The 16842-nt window shown below is 47.5% G+C and carries 14 protein-coding genes; 12 read left to right on the top strand and 2 right to left on the bottom strand.

From position 1 onward, the window contains the following. Positions 1 to 15: 15 nt before the first annotated feature. The 12 genes from ACGF7G_RS11285 to nuoN all read left to right on the top strand — a co-directional run bounded on the left by ACGF7G_RS11285 (position 16) and on the right by nuoN (position 14531). Positions 16 to 690 (top strand): NADH-quinone oxidoreductase subunit B family protein, encoded by a 675-nt coding sequence (locus ACGF7G_RS11285; protein WP_133815965.1) that lies wholly within the window; start codon positions 16 to 18, stop codon positions 688 to 690. A 90-nt stretch (positions 691 to 780) separates the two neighbouring features. Then, positions 781 to 2580 (top strand): NADH-quinone oxidoreductase subunit C/D, encoded by a 1800-nt coding sequence (nuoC, locus tag ACGF7G_RS11280; RefSeq protein WP_387465528.1) that lies wholly within the window; start codon positions 781 to 783, stop codon positions 2578 to 2580. A gap of 2 nt (positions 2581 to 2582) precedes the next feature. Next, on the top strand, positions 2583 to 3131 hold the full coding sequence (nuoE, locus tag ACGF7G_RS11275) for an NADH-quinone oxidoreductase subunit NuoE (protein ID WP_387465527.1): 549 nt from the start codon (positions 2583 to 2585) through the stop codon (positions 3129 to 3131). Then, entirely contained in the window at positions 3128 to 4492 is a 1365-nt protein-coding gene (gene nuoF / locus ACGF7G_RS11270) for an NADH-quinone oxidoreductase subunit NuoF (protein ID WP_387465525.1), read from the top strand. Before nuoE ends, nuoF begins: the two co-directional genes overlap by 4 nt. A gap of 75 nt (positions 4493 to 4567) precedes the next feature. After that, complete coding sequence (nuoG, locus tag ACGF7G_RS11265; RefSeq protein ID WP_387465523.1) at positions 4568 to 7294, top strand: NADH-quinone oxidoreductase subunit NuoG; 2727 nt, start codon at positions 4568 to 4570, stop codon at positions 7292 to 7294. After that, positions 7291 to 8268: an NADH-quinone oxidoreductase subunit NuoH gene (nuoH, locus tag ACGF7G_RS11260; protein ID WP_387465521.1), complete on the top strand. Its 978-nt coding sequence runs from the start codon at positions 7291 to 7293 to the stop codon at positions 8266 to 8268. The genes nuoG and nuoH overlap by 4 nt, the downstream gene beginning before the upstream one ends. Positions 8269 to 8282: 14 nt before the next feature. After that, on the top strand, positions 8283 to 8825 hold the full coding sequence (nuoI, locus tag ACGF7G_RS11255) for an NADH-quinone oxidoreductase subunit NuoI (RefSeq protein ID WP_036843389.1): 543 nt from the start codon (positions 8283 to 8285) through the stop codon (positions 8823 to 8825). A gap of 12 nt (positions 8826 to 8837) precedes the next feature. Beyond that, entirely contained in the window at positions 8838 to 9383 is a 546-nt protein-coding gene (nuoJ, locus tag ACGF7G_RS11250; RefSeq protein WP_133815970.1) for an NADH-quinone oxidoreductase subunit J, read from the top strand. Next, a complete protein-coding gene (gene nuoK, locus ACGF7G_RS11245) occupies positions 9380 to 9682 on the top strand; it encodes an NADH-quinone oxidoreductase subunit NuoK (RefSeq protein ID WP_036843392.1) in 303 nt (100 codons plus the stop codon). Before nuoJ ends, nuoK begins: the two co-directional genes overlap by 4 nt. Then, positions 9679 to 11526 (top strand): NADH-quinone oxidoreductase subunit L, encoded by a 1848-nt coding sequence (gene nuoL / locus ACGF7G_RS11240; protein WP_387465518.1) that lies wholly within the window; start codon positions 9679 to 9681, stop codon positions 11524 to 11526. The genes nuoK and nuoL overlap by 4 nt, the downstream gene beginning before the upstream one ends. Before the next feature lie 20 nt (positions 11527 to 11546). Then, positions 11547 to 13067 carry an NADH-quinone oxidoreductase subunit M gene (nuoM, locus tag ACGF7G_RS11235; RefSeq protein ID WP_387465516.1) on the top strand — a complete coding sequence of 507 codons (1521 nt, stop codon included), beginning with the start codon at positions 11547 to 11549 and terminating at the stop codon, positions 13065 to 13067. 6 nt (positions 13068 to 13073) lie between these two features. Next, the gene (gene nuoN / locus ACGF7G_RS11230; RefSeq protein ID WP_132354644.1) at positions 13074 to 14531 is read left to right on the top strand and encodes an NADH-quinone oxidoreductase subunit NuoN; all 1458 of its coding nucleotides are present in this window, start codon (positions 13074 to 13076) and stop codon (positions 14529 to 14531) included. A gap of 1636 nt (positions 14532 to 16167) precedes the next feature. On the opposite strand, the gene ACGF7G_RS11225 is transcribed toward nuoN, so the two are convergent. Together ACGF7G_RS11225 and ACGF7G_RS11220 are read right to left on the bottom strand one after the other, a co-directional pair. Continuing rightward, the gene (locus ACGF7G_RS11225; protein WP_387465514.1) at positions 16168 to 16359 is read right to left on the bottom strand and encodes a hypothetical protein; all 192 of its coding nucleotides are present in this window, start codon (positions 16357 to 16359) and stop codon (positions 16168 to 16170) included. A gap of 3 nt (positions 16360 to 16362) precedes the next feature. After that, positions 16363 to 16560 carry a hypothetical protein gene (locus ACGF7G_RS11220; RefSeq protein WP_387465512.1) on the bottom strand — a complete coding sequence of 66 codons (198 nt, stop codon included), beginning with the start codon at positions 16558 to 16560 and terminating at the stop codon, positions 16363 to 16365. Positions 16561 to 16842: the final 282 nt, after the last annotated feature.

Below are 16842 nucleotides of genomic sequence, written 5' to 3'. Positions count from 1 at the left end.
TAGCGAGGCATAAAGATGGATTATACACTCACCCGCATAGATCCGAACGGTGAGAATGACCGTTATCCCCTGCAAAAACAGGAAATTGTCGCTGACCCACTGGAGCAAAATGTCCATCGCAGTGTTTACATGGGCAAACTGGAACACGCTCTGCATGATTTGGTGAACTGGGGACGTAAAAACTCCCTGTGGCCTTATAACTTCGGTCTTTCCTGTTGTTATGTGGAAATGGCGACATCATTTACTGCCGTTCATGATGTCGCCCGTTTTGGCGCTGAAGTTTTGCGTGCGTCACCCCGTCAGGCGGATTTTATGGTGGTCGCTGGCACCTGTTTTACCAAAATGGCACCGGTGATTCAGCGCCTTTATGATCAGATGCTTGAGCCGAAATGGGTTATCTCGATGGGAGCCTGTGCCAACTCTGGTGGTATGTACGATATCTACTCTGTGGTTCAGGGGGTTGATAAGTTTATCCCCGTTGATGTTTATATCCCTGGTTGTCCTCCTCGCCCTGAAGCTTATATGCAGGCACTGATGTTGTTGCAGGAGTCGATCGGCAAAGAGCGTCGCCCATTGTCTTGGGTCGTGGGCGATCAAGGGGTTTACCGTGCCAATATGCAGTCAGAAAGAGAACGTAAGCACGGGGAACGTATCGCAGTGAAAAATCTGCGTACACCAGACGAAGTTTAGGGCTTTTAGCCGTACAGCGTAACCAGAGCAATGTGTTGCGATAACAATACCTGATCAAAACAAACACTGATCAAAGCGTTGTGGTGAAGAATGATGATAGATCAGATCGCGCAAGAAAGCGCCCGGCCTGCGTGGCAAACTCATGACCATCTTGATGATCCGGTCGTGAGTGAACTACGTAACCATTTTGGCCCGGATGCCTTTACTGTTCAGCCAACCCGCACTGGTATACCGGTGGTCTGGGTGAAGCGTGAACAATTACTGGAAGTAATCACTTTTCTGAAAAAACTGCCTCAGCCTTATGTCATGCTATTTGATTTGCATGGCATGGATGAACGCCAGCGTACTCACCGCCAGGGGCTACCTGACGCGGATTTTTCTGTGTTTTATCATTTGCTTTCTATTGAACGTAACCGCGACATTATGTTGAAGGTTGCCCTCAGTGAGAAAGATTTGCATCTCCCGACGGCAACGCCTTTATTCCCAAATGCCAACTGGTATGAACGCGAAACATGGGAAATGTTCGGGATTGTCTTTAACGGCCATCCGAACCTGCGCCGCATCATGTTGCCGCCAACCTGGGAAGGGCATCCGCTGCGTAAGGACTATCCCGCCCGTGCGACAGAATTCGATCCTTTCGAGCTAACCCGGCAGAAAGAAGATCTGGAAATGGAAGCGTTGACTTTCAAGCCGGAAGAGTGGGGAATGAAACGGGGTACCGATAATGAGGACTTTATGTTCCTCAACCTGGGTCCTAACCATCCTTCTTCACATGGCGCATTCCGTATCATTCTTCAACTGGATGGCGAAGAGATTGTCGATTGTGTACCGGATGTCGGCTATCACCATCGCGGTGCGGAAAAAATGGGTGAGCGCCAGTCTTGGCACAGCTATATTCCCTATACCGACCGTATTGAATACCTCGGTGGTTGCGTCAACGAAATGCCTTATGTGCTGGCGGTGGAAAAGCTGGCGGGTATTGAGGTGCCTGACCGGGTGAAAACCATTCGTGTCATGTTGTCGGAATTGTTCCGGATTAATAGCCACTTGTTGTATATCTCGACCTTTATTCAGGACGTCGGTGGGATGACACCGGTGTTCTTCGCCTTTACTGACCGCCAAAAAATTTATGATCTGGTGGAAGCGATTACCGGTTTCCGTATGCATCCGGCCTGGTTCCGTATTGGCGGTGTGGCGCATGATCTGCCGCGTGGTTGGGATAAATTGCTGAGTGATTTCCTGGACTGGATGCCGAAGCGCCTTGATTCCTATGTGAAAGCAGCGCTGAAAAACAGCATCCTGAAAGGCCGTTCGATTGGCGTTGCTGCTTATAATACCAAACAAGCTCTCGATTGGGGCACGACCGGGGCCGGTTTGCGGGCGACGGGTCTCGCATTTGATGTGCGTAAATGGCGCCCATACTCTGGTTATGAAAATTTTGAATTCGACGTACCGATTGGTAATAACGGTGACTGTTATGACCGTGTAATGCTGAAAGTGGAAGAAGTGCGTCAAAGTATGCGGATCTTGAAACAGTGTCTGAAAAATATGCCGGAAGGCCCATTCAAGGCTGATCACCCACTGACAACCCCGCCGCCGAAAGAACGCACTTTGCAGCATATTGAAACCATGATTAACCACTTCCTGCAAGTGTCATGGGGGCCGGTCATGCCAGCAAATGAGTCTTTCCAGATGATTGAAGCAACTAAAGGCATCAACAGTTACTATCTGACCAGTGACGGCAGTACCATGAGTTATCGTACCCGTGTCCGTACACCGAGTTTTCCTCATTTACAGCAGATCCCTTCGGTGATCCGCGGTGGCTTGGTTTCTGACCTGATCGTGTATCTGGGCAGTATTGATTTTGTTATGTCTGATGTGGATCGCTAACTATGCAAAGTGAAATTAACGCGAATGCTCAACAGGCGCGCCTTGATGTGGTTAACGTGACAGAGTCTCAGGCAAAAGCAGATTTTGTACTGAGTACCGCAGAGCACGATGCGATTGAGCAGGAAAAACACCACTACGAAGATCCGCGCGCCGCTTCTATCGAAGCATTAAAAATTGTACAGAAGTATCGTGGTTGGGTGCCGGATGGTGCCATTTACGCGATTGCTGATGTGCTTGGTATTCCCGCCAGTGATGTGGAAGGTGTGGCGACGTTCTACAGCCAGATTTACCGCCAGCCAGTGGGCCGCCATATTATCCGTTACTGTGACAGCGTGGTTTGCCACATTACCGGTTATCAGGATGTCCAGGCCGCTATTGAAAGGCATTTGAAAATCTGTCCGGGCCAGACGACGCAAGACGGGCGTTTTACGCTGCTGCCAACCTGTTGTCTGGGTAACTGTGATAAAGGTCCGACCATGATGATCGATGACGATACTCACAGTTCGGTCAAACCTGAAGAGATTGAGAAGTTACTGGAGCAGTATCCATGACAGCACATTCAGGAATAAAAGAAATTATCTGTACTGAGGAAACCCATCCTCTTACCTGGCGCTTGCGTGATGACAAACAGCCGGTATGGCTGGATGAGTACCGCAGCAAAAGTGGTTATCGCGGCGCTGAAAAAGCGCTGAAAGGCATGGCTCCGACGGAAGTGGTTTCTCTGGTAAAAGACGCCGGGCTGAAAGGCCGTGGAGGTGCCGGTTTCTCCACCGGTCTGAAATGGAGTCTGATGCCAAAAGACGAAAGCATGAATATCCGTTATCTGCTGTGTAACGCAGATGAAATGGAGCCGGGTACTTACAAAGATCGTCTGTTAATGGAGCAACTTCCCCACCTGCTGGTGGAAGGGATGCTGATCAGTGCGTTTGCCCTGAAAGCTTATCGTGGCTATATCTTCCTGCGTGGTGAATATGTAGAAGCGGCAGTGCATCTGCGTAAAGCCATTGAAGAAGCGAAAGCGGCGGGCTTGCTGGGTAAAAACATTATGGGCAGCGGCTTTGATTTTGAGCTGTTTGTTCATACTGGCGCAGGGCGTTATATCTGTGGTGAAGAGACCGCGCTGATTAATTCCCTGGAAGGCCGCCGGGCTAACCCTCGCTCAAAACCGCCATTTCCAGCCACTTCCGGTGCCTGGGGCAAACCCACTTGTGTCAATAACGTTGAAACCTTATGCAACGTTCCCTCAATTCTTGAATTCGGTAAAGAGTGGTATATCGGTTTGAGTGCGGGCAAGAGTAAAGATGCCGGTACTAAACTGATGGGATTCTCCGGTCGGGTGAAAAATCCGGGGTTGTGGGAATTGCCATTCGGGGTGACAGCCCGTGAAATTCTTGAAGATTATGCTGGCGGCATGCGTGACGGCCTGAAATTCAAAGCGTGGCAACCGGGTGGCGCAGGAACAGACTTCCTGACTGCTGACCATCTGGATCTGCCAATGGATTTCGAAAATATCGCGAAAGCGGGTAGCCGTCTGGGCACTGCATTGGCAATGGCTGTTGACCACGAAATCAACATGGTTTCTCTGACCCGTAACCTTGAAGAGTTCTTTTCCCGTGAATCCTGCGGCTGGTGCACGCCATGCCGTGACGGACTGCCGTGGAGCGTGAAAATTCTGCGGGCATTAGAACGTGGCGAAGGGCAACCGGGGGATATCGAAACGCTGGAGCAGCTCTGCCGTTTCCTTGGGCCGGGTAATACATTCTGTGCTCACGCCCCCGGGGCTGTGGAACCCTTACAGAGTGCCATCAAATATTTCCGTGATGAATTCGAAGCTGGAATTGTGACCAAAAACTATGGGAATTCCCACCTGATTGCGGGTATCCAACCAAACCTGCTAAAGCAGCGTTGGTAATGGGTTCTTCACGAAATTAGCAGAATTTTTGATTAACACTTGCTGAAAAGCAGGTCACTTGGAAGCATGCTGACTATGGCTACGATACATGTAGACGGCAAAAAATATGATGTAAACGGGGCTGATAACCTGTTACAAGCTTGCCTCTCTTTGGGGCTGGATATTCCTTATTTTTGCTGGCATCCAGCGCTGGGAAGCGTTGGCGCTTGCCGCCAATGTGCGGTAAAGCAATACCAAAATGCGGATGATACGCGCGGTCGTCTGATTATGTCCTGTATGACTCCGGCAATGGATGGCACCTTTATCTCTATTGATGATAAAGAGGCTAAACAGTTCCGTGAGAGTGTGGTTGAGTGGTTAATGACTAACCACCCGCATGATTGCCCGGTGTGTGAAGAAGGGGGCAACTGCCACTTGCAGGATATGACGGTGATGACGGGTCATACATTCCGTAAATATCGTTTTACCAAGCGTACTCATAACAATCAGGAATTGGGGCCATTTATTTCTCATGAAATGAACCGCTGCATTGCCTGTTATCGTTGTGTGCGCTACTACAACGACTATGCTGACGGCACGGATTTTGGTGTCTATGGCGCTCACGATAATATCTATTTCGGTCGTACTGAAAGCGGCACTTTGGAAAGTGAATTCTCCGGTAACCTGGTCGAAATCTGCCCGACCGGGGTATTCACGGACAAAACCCATTCTGAACGTTATAACCGTAAATGGGACATGCAGTTTGCGCCAAGCATCTGCCAGCAGTGCAGTATTGGCTGTAACACCAGCCCGGGGGAGCGTTATGGCGAATTACGCCGTATTGAGAACCGTTATAACGGGACGGTAAACCACTACTTTATGTGTGATCGCGGTCGTTTTGGTTACGGTTATGTCAACCGTCAAGATCGGCCCCGCCAGCCACAACAACTGCGTGGTGATCATTGGATCTCGCTTAACGCAGAACAGGCTATGCAGGGTGGCGCGGATATTTTGCGTCAGGCCAAAAATGCCATTGGTATTGGTTCACCCCGTGCCAGCCTGGAAAGCAACTTTGCCCTGCGTGAATTGGTGGGTGCGGAAAACTTCTATAGCGGGATTGCCGCTGCTGAACAGCAACGCCTTGATATGATGCTGGAAATTCTCCAGCAGGGTGGTGTTTATACACCGTCGCTGCGTGAAATTGAAAGCTATGATGCGGTGCTGATCTTAGGTGAAGACCTGACTCAGACCGGTGCCCGTATGGCACTATCCGTTCGTCAGGCGGTGAAAGGCAAAGCCCGCGAAATGGCGGCGGCTCAGAAAGTTGCTGACTGGCAGATTGCCGCGGTGATGAATATTGGCCAGCGTGCTAAATATCCCCTGTTTGTGACTAACGTGGATGATACCCGTCTGGATGATATCGCGGCGTGGAATTACCGTGCGCCGGTTGATGATCAAGCTCGTTTTGGTTTTGCAGTCGCTCATGCATTGGATAACACGGCGCCGGCGGTTGAAAATTTACCTGACGAACTGAAAGCCAAAGTGGAAATGGTGGCGCAGGCACTGATTGGCGCGAAGAAACCACTGATTATCAGCGGCAGTAACGTGGGCAGTGATGCGATCATTCAGGCGGCAGCTAATGTTGCCTGGGCGCTGAAGGATAAAGGCTCAGATGTCGGTCTGTCGTTTGTCGCGATCTATGCGAACAGCATTGGATTGGGAATGATGGAGGCTCAACCACTGGATGTGGCTTTGCAACGTATCAGCAGTGGTCAATCAGATACAGTTATCGTGATGGAAAATGATCTCTATCGACATGCGGCAGCTGATAAGGTCGATGACGCACTGAACAAGCTGAAAAACCTGATTGTGGTTGACCACCAGCGCACGGCTATCATGGATAAAGCCCATCTGATCCTTCCAGCTGCCAGCTTTGCAGAAAGTGACGGCACGCTGGTGAATCAGGAAGGCCGGGCGCAGCGTTATTTCCAAGTTTTCGAACCCTCTTTCTATGACAAATCCGTGGTGATGCTGGAGAGCTGGCGTTGGCTGCACTCCCTGCACGTGACTCATACCGAACGTCATTTGGATTGGACTCAGCTTGACCACGTTATTAATGCCTGTGTTGACGTGATGCCACAGCTTAAGGGCATTGTTGATGCCGCGCCTGATTCCACATTCCGCATCCGTGGTCAGAAACTGGCGCGTTCACCGCACCGTTACAGTGGCCGTACTGCGATGCTGGCGAATCTCAGTGTTCATGAGCAGCGTCAACCTCAAGATATTGACTCCCCATTTGCTTTCTCAATGGAAGGCAACAATAGCCCTGATGCCTATCGTCAGCAGGTTCCGTTTGCCTGGGCACCGGGCTGGAACTCACCGCAAGCGTGGAATAAATTCCAAGCGGAGGTGGGGGGCCATTTGCGCTTTGGTGATCCGGGGGTACGCCTGATTGAAACAACTGACGGGGGTCTGAACTACTTTGATCAGATTCCGGCTGAATTTTCTGTACAGGATAACCAATGGGTCGTCGCGCCTTACCATCACCTGTTTGGCAGTGAAGAATTAACCCAGCGTTCCGATGTGATTCAGGAACGTATGCCGGAGCCTTATGTGATGCTCAATAACAAAGATGCGGATCAACTGGGTGTAAAAACAGGTTCTGTTCTGGAGTTTGATTGTTTTGGTCAGCAACTGCGTTTGGCGGTCCGTCTGAGTAAAAAGCTCGCTCAGGGTCAGATTGGTTTGCCAATGGGAATGCCGGGTATTCCTCCGGTACTGGCGGGTGTTTCAGTGAATAATCTGCGGGAGGCGGCACAATGAGTTGGTTAACCTCCGACGTTATTGATGTACTGATCGCTATTCTGAAATCGGTGGTGATCTTGGTGGTGGTGGTTGCCTGTGGGGCATTGATGAGCTTTGGTGAACGACGTTTGCTGGCGCTGTTCCAGAACCGTTATGGGCCAAACCGCGTCGGTTGGGGGGGATCATTACAGATCGTGGCCGACATGCTCAAAATGTTCTTTAAAGAGGACTGGGTACCACGTTTTGCTGACCGGTTGATCTTCACCTTAGCGCCTGTTATTGGTTTCTGTTCTCTGTTGCTTGCTTTTGCCATTGTACCGATCACTCCTAACTGGATGGCTGCGGATCTCAACATCGGCATTTTATTCTTCATGATGATGGCGGGTCTGGCTGTCTACGCGGTCCTGTTTGCCGGATGGGCAAGTAACAACAAATACTCCCTGCTGGGGGCAATGCGTGCTTCTGCACAGACACTGAGTTATGAAGTGTTTCTTGGCCTCTCTTTTATGGGTGTTGTTGCTCAAGCCGACTCTTTCAATATGGTAGATATCGTCAACGCACAGGAACACATGTGGAATATCATTCCGCAATTCTTTGGCTTCCTGACTTTTGCTATCGCGGGTGTGGCCGTGTGTCACCGTCACCCATTTGACCAGCCGGAAGCAGAACAGGAACTGGCTGATGGTTACCACATTGAATACTCCGGTATGAAATTTGGTCTGTTCTTCGTTGGTGAATATATCGGTATTGTCACGGTTTCTGCCCTGATTGTGACAATGTTCTTTGGTGGTTGGCATGGTCCATTCTTGCCGCCGTTTGTCTGGTTTGCGCTGAAAACGGCGTTCTTCATGGTGATGTTTATCCTGATACGTGCATCTTTACCGCGCCCGCGTTATGACCAGGTAATGGCATTTGGCTGGAAAATTTGTTTGCCGCTGACCTTACTAAACCTGCTAGCGACTGCGGCAGTGATTTTGTACAACGCTCAATAAGGGGGGAATGAACCATGACATTGAAAGAGTTAGCGGTTGGTTTCGCCACCCAGGTACGCAGTATTTGGATGATTGGCCTGCACGCCTTTCATAAACGCGAAACCCAAATGTATCCTGAAGAACCGGTTTATTTGCCACCCCGTTACCGTGGCCGTATTGTGTTGACACGCGATCCGGACGGCGAAGAGCGTTGTGTTGCTTGTAACCTGTGTGCGGCAGTTTGCCCGGTTGGTTGTATCTCATTGCAAAAGGCCGAACATAAAGATGGCCGCTGGTATCCAGAATTTTTCCGCATTAACTTCTCACGCTGCATTTTCTGCGGTCTGTGCGAAGAGGCTTGCCCGACCACCGCAATCCAGTTAACACCGGATTTCGAAATGGGAGAGTTTAAGCGCCAGGATCTGGTGTATGAAAAAGATGACCTGACGATTTCAGGGCCAGGTAAATATCCTGATTATAACTTTTACCGTAAGACAGGTATGGCGATTGACGGCAAATCAAAAGGTGAAGCCGACGACGAAGCAAAACCTATCGACGTTAAAAGCCTGTTGCCGTAAGGAGCGATATTCATGGAATTTACGTTTTATACCGCCGGGCTGGTTGCGATATTGGCAACCATCAGGGTGATTACACACACCAATCCGATACACGCGCTTTTGTATTTGATTGTTTCTCTGCTGGCGCTTTCAGCGGTATTTTTTTCGCTGGGGGCTTATTTTGCTGCGGCGCTGGAGATCATCGTTTACGCCGGGGCTATTATGGTGCTGTTCGTTTTCGTGGTGATGATGCTTAACCTTGGAAAATCTGTGGTTGAACAGGAGCGTATTTGGCTGAAACCGCGAACCTGGGTTGGTCCGGGTCTGCTGTCAGCCGTGTTGCTTATCGTGCTGGTGTATACCATTATCAACGTTTCTCATGGTGATATTGCTGACAATATCACCGGTGAAGTTGTCAGCGCCAAAGAAGTGGGCATCAGCCTGTTTGGTCCCTATGTGCTGGCCGTTGAACTGGCCTCTCTGTTGTTACTGGCCGGTATGGTGGTGGCTTATCACATTGGCCGTGAACACAAACAGGGTGAAGTGCTCAGTAACCGAAATGCGGAGGAACAACCATGATACCTCTTCAACATGGACTGATTTTGGCGGCAATCCTATTTGTTCTGGGCCTGACCGGGCTCATTATCCGTCGTAATCTGTTGTTTATGTTAATTGGGCTTGAAGTGATGATTAATGCAGCGGCCCTGGCTTTTGTCGTGGTAGGCAGCTATTGGGGGCAGCCAGATGGTCAGGTGATGTTCATTCTGGCGATTAGTTTGGCGGCAGCCGAGGCGAGTATTGGCCTGGCGCTGTTATTGCAGCTTTATCGTCGTCGCCAGAGTTTGAATATTGATACAGTCAGTGAGATGCGCGGATGAACTTACTCTATTTAACAATTCTGCTGCCACTGCTGGGATTTTTGCTGTTGGCATTTTCCCGTGGCCGCTGGTCTGAAAACACATCAGCCACCGTTGGGATGGGTTCTGTTGGTCTGGCTGCGCTGGTGACTTTGTGGGTTGCTATTGATTTCAACAGCCAGAATGTGGCGGGTGATCTGGTTTACAGTCAAAACTTGTGGAACTGGATGGAGGTCGGGGATTTCAGTATTCCTTTCACTCTGGTTCTTGATGGTTTGTCTCTGACTATGCTGAGTGTGGTCACCGGTGTCGGTTTCCTGATCCACATGTATGCCTCATGGTATATGCGCGGAGAAGAGGGTTATTCCCGTTTCTTCGCTTATACCAACCTGTTTATCGCCAGCATGGTGATACTGGTTCTGGCAGATAACATGATGCTGATGTACCTTGGCTGGGAAGGGGTGGGGCTGTGCAGTTATCTGCTGATTGGCTTCTACTATACCAACCCGGCAAATGGTGCTGCGGCCATGAAAGCCTTTGTCGTTACCCGTGTGGGTGACGTCTTCCTGGCTATCGGCATGTTTATTCTGTATGACAATCTGGGAACCCTGAACTTCCGCGAGTTGGCGGTTTTGGCTCCGCAACATCTGGAAGCCGGTTCTTCGGTGATTACCTGGGCGACCCTGATGATATTAGGGGGAGCAGTCGGTAAATCCGCTCAATTGCCGTTACAAACTTGGTTGGCTGATGCGATGGCTGGCCCGACGCCGGTTTCTGCGCTGATTCACGCCGCAACGATGGTGACCGCAGGGGTTTATCTGGTTGCCCGCAGTCACGGCCTGTTCTTGATGGCCCCGGAAATCCTGCAATTGGTTGGGACTATTGGCGCTATCACGCTGGTGTTGGCCGGTTTTGCTGCGTTGGTGCAAACCGATATTAAACGTGTACTGGCTTACTCAACGATGAGTCAGATTGGCTACATGTTCCTGGCGTTGGGGGTTCAGGCGTGGGATGCGGCAATCTTCCACCTGATGACGCATGCATTCTTCAAGGCGCTGTTGTTCCTGGCATCGGGCTCCGTCATTCTGGCCTGCCATCACGAGCAGAATATTTTCAAAATGGGTGGATTACGTAAATCCATACCATTGGTTTATATCTGCTTCCTGGTCGGTGGTGCGGCGCTATCGGCATTGCCGATCGTCACTGCCGGTTTCTACAGTAAAGATGAAATCCTGTGGGGAGCAATGTCACATGGTCATCTCAACCTCATGTTGGCTGGGCTGGCAGGCGCGTTTATGACCTCTTTGTATACCTTCCGTATGATTTTTATCGTGTTCCACGGTGAGGCGAAAACCAAAGCGCACCCGGTCAAAGGGATTACCCATCACCTGCCATTACTGGTATTGCTGGTGCTTTCCACCTTTGTGGGCGCACTGATCGCGCCACCACTGGCAGGGGTATTGCCGGAAGATCATGCAACCAGTGATACAGGTAAAATGATGCTGGAAGTGGTTTCTGGTGTGGTGGCGATAGCGGGTATTTTGCTGGCAATGGCACTGTATTTGGGTAAACGTCAGTTGGTGAATAGCGTGGCACAAAGTGCTCCGGGACGCTTCTTTTCCGTATGGTGGTTTAATGCTTGGGGTTTTGATGTTCTGTATGACTGGATATTTGTTAAGCCATTCAAGAGCATTACCCGTGTGTTACAGAACGATCCGCTAAATTCACTGATGAATATTCCGGCGGTGTTATCACGCTGGAGTAACAAAGGTCTTAGCCTGAGTGAAAACGGACAAGTCCGTTGGTACGTTGCCTCTATGGGGTTGGGTGCAGTGCTGGTTTTAGCTCTGCTGCTACTGGTTTAATTTAAGGGACACATTGCGCCATGCTATTACCTTGGCTAATTCTTTTGCCCTTCATCGGAGGTTTGCTGAGTTGGCAGACTGAACGCTTTGGTACTCGTGTACCGCGTTGGATTGCGTTAATTTCGATGGGGTTGACTCTGGTGCTTTCACTGCAATTGTGGTTGCAGGGGGGCTATACCTTGGCTAATCCGCAAGGGATACCTCAATGGCAAGAAGAATTTCTTATGCCGTGGATCCCACGTTTTGGTATCAGTATTCACCTTGCACTGGATGGCTTATCCCTGCTGATGGTCGTGTTGACTGCCCTGCTGGGGCTGATGGCGATTCTCTGCTCATGGACGGAAAATCAACCGTATCAGGGCTTCTTCCACTTGAACCTGCTGTGGATCCTGGGTGGGGTGATGGGGGTGTTCCTCGCTATCGACATGTTCCTGTTCTTCTTCTTCTGGGAAATGATGTTGGTACCGATGTACTTCCTGATTGCATTGTGGGGACATAGGGGATCAGGTGGTAAGACCCGTATCACCGCGGCGACCAAATTCTTCATTTATACCCAGGCGAGTGGTCTGGTGATGCTGATTGCGATTATGGCGCTGGTACTGGTGCACTATAACGCGACGGGCGAATGGACATTCAGCTATGAGAAATTGCTGAATACGCCAATGTCACATACCGTTCAATACCTGCTGATGTTGGGTTTCTTCATTGCCTTTGCGGTAAAAATGCCGGTTGTGCCGTTGCATGGATGGTTACCGGATGCTCACAGTCAGGCACCAACCGCGGGTTCTGTTGACTTGGCGGGGATCTTGCTGAAAACGGCGGGTTATGGTCTGTTGCGTTTTGGCTTGCCACTGTTCCCGGAAGCGTCTCATGAATTCACCCCAATCGCCATGTGGCTGGGTGTGCTTGGGATCTTCTATGGCGCATGGATGGCATTCAGCCAGACAGATATCAAACGCCTGATTGCTTATACCAGTATCTCGCATATGGGATTTGTGTTGATAGCGATTTACTCTGGCAGCCAGCTTGCTTACCAGGGGGCGATTATCCAGATGATTGCTCATGGTTTATCAGCCGCGGGCCTGTTTATTCTCTGTGGTCAGCTTTATGAGCGCTTGCATACCCGTGACATGACTCTAATGGGGGGGTTGTGGCGACGAGTGCAGTTTTTGCCTGCGCTATCGCTGTGCTTTGCGGTTGCGACCTTGGGGATGCCGGGAACCGGTAACTTTGTCGGTGAGTTTATGATTCTGTTTGGCAGTTTTAGTGAATACACGTTAATTATAACGATTTCTGTGTTCGGCCTGGTTTTCGCTTCTGTATATGCCCTGTATATGATGCAGCGTGCTTATTACGGCGCGCCAAAATCAGATGAACCATTAAGACGGATGGATATGCGGGAAATATCTATTGTCATGTTGCTGTTGATATTACTGGTGGTGATGGGTTTCTACCCACAACCTATCCTTGATACTTCAGCGGCAGCGATGGATAACATCCAGACCTGGTATTCAGCTTCAATTTCAACTACAAGGCCGTAATTCGCCATGACAATAACTCCTCAACAACTGATCGCGCTGTTACCGCTGTTGATCGTCGGATTGACGGTAGTGGTTGTGATGCTGTCCATTGCGTGGCGACGCGATCACTTTATCAATACCACGCTGACCGTAGTAGGTTTGAATCTGGCTCTGCTGTCCCTCTACTTTGTTGGGCAGCAGGACGCGATGGATGTCACCCCACTGGTTCATGTGGACGGCTACGCTATGCTCTATATCGGTCTGGTACTGGTTGCGAGCTTGGCAACTTCTACTTTTGCCTATTCTTGGCTGGAAAACTATCCGGATAACAAAGAAGAGTTCTACCTGCTGGTGCTGATTGCGACCGTGGGCGGTATTCTTCTGGCTTGTGCAAACCATCTGGCATCACTGTTTATCGGTATTGAACTGCTTACTTTGCCGCTATTTGGTTTGATTGGTTATGCATATCGTCAAAGACGCTCTCTGGAAGCGGCGATTAAGTACATGTTACTGTCTGCGGCGGCATCATCTTTCATGCTGTTTGGTATCGCGTTGCTCTATGCGGAATCTGGCGATCTCTCTTTTGCTGCACTGGGGCATCGTTTGTCTGACAGCTATATCTATCAGCCTTTAATCTTGGCAGGTTTGGGGATGATGGTTGTGGGTCTTGGCTTCAAATTGTCGCTGGTCCCTTTCCATCTCTGGACACCTGATGTTTATCAGGGGGCACCTGCACCTGTTTCTACCTTCCTGGCAACTGCCAGTAAGATCGCGATTTTCGCTGTGGTGATGCGTTTGTTCGTTGAAGCGCCGATGGCGGACAGTGAAGCGCTGCGTACGGTATTAACCGTTATTGCGATTGCCTCTATGTTGTTCGGTAACTTGATGGCGCTGACCCAAACGAATATCAAGCGCCTGCTTGGTTACTCTTCTATTGCTCACTTAGGTTATCTGTTAGTGGCGCTGGTCGCGGTACAAAACAACCAGCTTGCAGAAGAAACGGTGGGTATCTATCTGGCGGGTTATCTGTTTAGCAGCATCGGTGCGTTTGGTGTCGTTAGCCTGATGTCCAGCCCATATAAAGGACCGGATGCGGATTCCCTCTACTCATACCGTGGCCTATTTTGGCATAAGCCGATTTTGTCTGCGGTAATGACCGTGATGATGTTGTCACTGGCGGGGATCCCAATGACATTGGGCTTTATTGGTAAGTTCTATGTGATTGTTGTGGGTGTACAGGCTGAACGGTGGTGGCTGACTGCGGCGGTGGTTCTTGGCAGTGCTATCGGCCTTTATTACTATCTGAGAGTGATGGTGAGTCTGTACTTACATGCTCCGAAAACCCTTAACCGTGATACACCGAGGAATTGGGCCTTAACTGCCGGCGGGATGGTGGTGCTGATTTCTGCATTACTGGTACTGGCGCTGGGTATCTGGCCTCAGCCACTGATTGATGTGGTACAGCAAGCGAAAATCATTCTCTAATAGTTAGTTGTTATGAATTATTTGAAATAATTAAAACCCGGTAAGGTTGTCCTTACCGGGACGCATTCAGGTAAGATGAGATACACCTTATCTGAATGCGATAAAACAGCGGTTAAGAAGAGTCGTTTTTCGTCTGTCAATGTGGTTTTAAAATCTGGGATAAAAGAACAAGCGTATTATGAAAAAAACAGGTAAAAATTTTAATCATTAACGGTAAAAAGCCGTGATTAAAGATTTTTTAAAGTGGGTAAAAGATTCGATGTTCTGCTGACATTGGAGGAGAAAACATCAGAGAAAACGGGTTTTAAATTGATTAATAAGGTGGCAAAATGACAGCATTAATCCAATAATAAAAACATTTAACCGGATTAGTTACCCTCTCTGATAACTTAATAAATACACTTGTTAAAAGGAGAATGTATTGCATTCAATCTAAGTCGATTAACCATTAATTAAAGAGTTGAAAAGAAATCAGCATGCAAAAAATATTATCTGAATAGATGGCTATTTAAGCGCTTTCTTGTTGTTATTTTACGAAGTAAGCCATAAAGAGATAGCGCATTTAAAACGTGATTTGATTATTCAAAGTATAACTCTAGATAAAAGGCTTTTAACTTTTTAAAAAGGGATTTATTTTGCATTTGGGATGTTTTTTTATGGTTTTTGTCTTGTTTTCATTAAAGTGGCCATTTTAGCGTAATAAATGGCATGGGCGTTTAGTCAATATCATTTTGAAAAGATTGGGGTTGTTAAAATAAAATCGTTTATTTATTAAAATAGTCTCATCATATGACTTTAGATTTTCACTTAAATCCACTCAACGTTGTCTAATTAAATGATGCTTAAATAAATCGGTAAATTCATTTAATAACGCTTTATTATATTAACAATAGTAAAATTGATTTACCAGAGGGGTTATAATGATGAAATGGGGATTTAAGCGTTAACAGAGCATGAAAATATCTTGGAGAAAATAACAATATGAATTGGCGGATCCACATAATAAGTGCAATATAATTACTCTGTGAGTAAACAAGTTTGTATTCGATTAAATCATTTATTTGTGAATTTTGTTACTCCTATTTTTCACGAATAATTATTTAACTGGCTGATAAAGAATTCACTATCCGATTGAAAGCGTTATTAAAGTCGGTTCTTTTTTTAAATATATTGCCTGAATAACCTATTATATATTCTTATGTATCTTTTTACAGGGTATATAAGCATTAATAAAGCCAATGCTTTTTCTCATTTTCACTGATAGATTTATGGTGGGTAGGTTTTAATCTCTGGTTTTAATTGGTATAATAAAGTTTTAACCGTTGTTTTTACTGCTTTTAACATTTTGTTTTTATTAAGTTTAATCATCATGGTATATTGTTTTTTACGTTTAACCAATGTTAATCACATTCGCTTTTTATCTTTACTAGTGTTGTTTTACTGGCAATTATGAATAGTTTTTATAAGTCTTTTATCTTCATAAATCAATCCGTAAATAGCTTGGTGATATAAAGATACCCCGTTATGTTTTTTCGGATAATATTCTTTTTCTCGCTGATTTTTTCAATTTTCTGTTAATAGTTAATGGATTTCGATTAAACTTGATTAACATCTTTTTAAAAAACGGCATTTATAGTTAAATCCGCTCACTGTTAAAAGGGTGATATCGAGTAAAGCTATTCTCATTCCAAGAATTTTCTTGTTTTTCCTTTTTCCTGTATTTAATATCTTCAGAAAATCTTGATACCGCAAAATAACGCCTAGCAGGTGGAGGATTTTTCCTTCCACCATTTTGTTCAGAAAGCCATTTAATTTTAACCAGATACATTATTTAGCACCTTTTAGCTTGAACTCTTTTACTCCATGATATTTTAACTCTTGGATCATTTAACTGTTCCAACTGAGCGTATCTCGCTGGGCCAATTCCATCTAAATGCGGATCTATATGCATATTTTTAGCTATATCATCTGGTACATTTATTTGCACAACTTGGAATGAATTTCCTCCATGTCCCATTTTATTACCCAATTTACGGCATCTTCATAGGAGTATGCAAACCATTTACCTTCTATAGTGCCGTGACCCACAGCTCATTTCCCGGTTTCCATTAATTGATTATATTTAGGAAGATTCATTCTTCTGTATAACATCATTAACCCAAGTGGATCTTAGGGACTGCCCCGACACGACCATACTTTTTGACCGGGATTTTTTCTTTAATAACAACCTGTTAAAGAGCTACTTCGTCCCACCGCACTCACCGCCGCGAACCCAAAACCCCGATGTGCACTTTGCCGATTTTAGCTCGCT

Source organism: Photorhabdus sp. RM323S, assembly GCF_042879375.1.
GTDB lineage: Bacteria > Pseudomonadota > Gammaproteobacteria > Enterobacterales > Enterobacteriaceae > Photorhabdus > Photorhabdus tasmaniensis.
This window is presented reverse-complemented; position numbering and strand designations above follow the sequence as displayed.

What these genes read in the sequence shown, in the direction of transcription:
- nuoI (WP_036843389.1), top strand. Translation starts at nt 8,283, where the DNA reads ATGACATTGAAAGAGTTAGCGGTTGGTTTCGCCACCCAGGTACGCAGT.
- ACGF7G_RS11285 (WP_133815965.1), top strand. Translation starts at nt 16, where the DNA reads ATGGATTATACACTCACCCGCATAGATCCGAACGGTGAGAATGACCGT.
- nuoL (WP_387465518.1), top strand. Translation starts at nt 9,679, where the DNA reads ATGAACTTACTCTATTTAACAATTCTGCTGCCACTGCTGGGATTTTTG.
- nuoH (WP_387465521.1), top strand. Translation starts at nt 7,291, where the DNA reads ATGAGTTGGTTAACCTCCGACGTTATTGATGTACTGATCGCTATTCTG.
- nuoF (WP_387465525.1), top strand. Translation starts at nt 3,128, where the DNA reads ATGACAGCACATTCAGGAATAAAAGAAATTATCTGTACTGAGGAAACC.
- nuoJ (WP_133815970.1), top strand. Translation starts at nt 8,838, where the DNA reads ATGGAATTTACGTTTTATACCGCCGGGCTGGTTGCGATATTGGCAACC.
- ACGF7G_RS11225 (WP_387465514.1), bottom strand. Translation starts at nt 16,359, where the DNA reads ATGTATCTGGTTAAAATTAAATGGCTTTCTGAACAAAATGGTGGAAGG.
- nuoN (WP_132354644.1), top strand. Translation starts at nt 13,074, where the DNA reads ATGACAATAACTCCTCAACAACTGATCGCGCTGTTACCGCTGTTGATC.
- nuoM (WP_387465516.1), top strand. Translation starts at nt 11,547, where the DNA reads ATGCTATTACCTTGGCTAATTCTTTTGCCCTTCATCGGAGGTTTGCTG.
- nuoK (WP_036843392.1), top strand. Translation starts at nt 9,380, where the DNA reads ATGATACCTCTTCAACATGGACTGATTTTGGCGGCAATCCTATTTGTT.
- nuoC (WP_387465528.1), top strand. Translation starts at nt 781, where the DNA reads ATGATGATAGATCAGATCGCGCAAGAAAGCGCCCGGCCTGCGTGGCAA.
- nuoG (WP_387465523.1), top strand. Translation starts at nt 4,568, where the DNA reads ATGGCTACGATACATGTAGACGGCAAAAAATATGATGTAAACGGGGCT.
- nuoE (WP_387465527.1), top strand. Translation starts at nt 2,583, where the DNA reads ATGCAAAGTGAAATTAACGCGAATGCTCAACAGGCGCGCCTTGATGTG.